The 310-nt window shown below is 71.0% G+C and carries 1 protein-coding gene; it reads left to right on the forward strand.

Annotated elements, in window-relative coordinates; genetic code table 11:
• A partial coding sequence (locus KN815_RS39725; RefSeq protein ID WP_301184694.1) for a beta-ketoacyl synthase N-terminal-like domain-containing protein occupies positions 1-310 on the forward strand: 310 nt, incomplete at both ends.

Consider the following 310-nt stretch of genomic DNA (forward strand, 5'->3'; position numbering starts at 1 on the left):
TTCTTCGGGATCTCGCCGCGTGAGGCGATGGCGATGGATCCCCAGCAGCGGTTGCTGCTGGAGACGTCGTGGGAGGCCATCGAGCGGGCGGGCATCGATCCGGTCTCGCTGCGGGGCAGCCGGTCCGGGGTCTTTTTCGGAGCGGTGGCCCCCGACTACGGGCCGCGGGTGCATGAGGCACCGGATGGTGTCGAGGGGCATCTGGTGACCGGCAGCGCCATCAGCGTGGTGTCCGGACGGGTGGCCTACACGCTCGGGCTCGAGGGCCCGGCGGTGACGGTGGACACCGCGTGCTCCTCGTCGCTGGTCG

The sequence above is a fragment of the Streptomyces niphimycinicus genome (assembly GCF_018883605.1).
In the GTDB taxonomy this organism is placed as follows: domain Bacteria; phylum Actinomycetota; class Actinomycetes; order Streptomycetales; family Streptomycetaceae; genus Streptomyces; species Streptomyces niphimycinicus.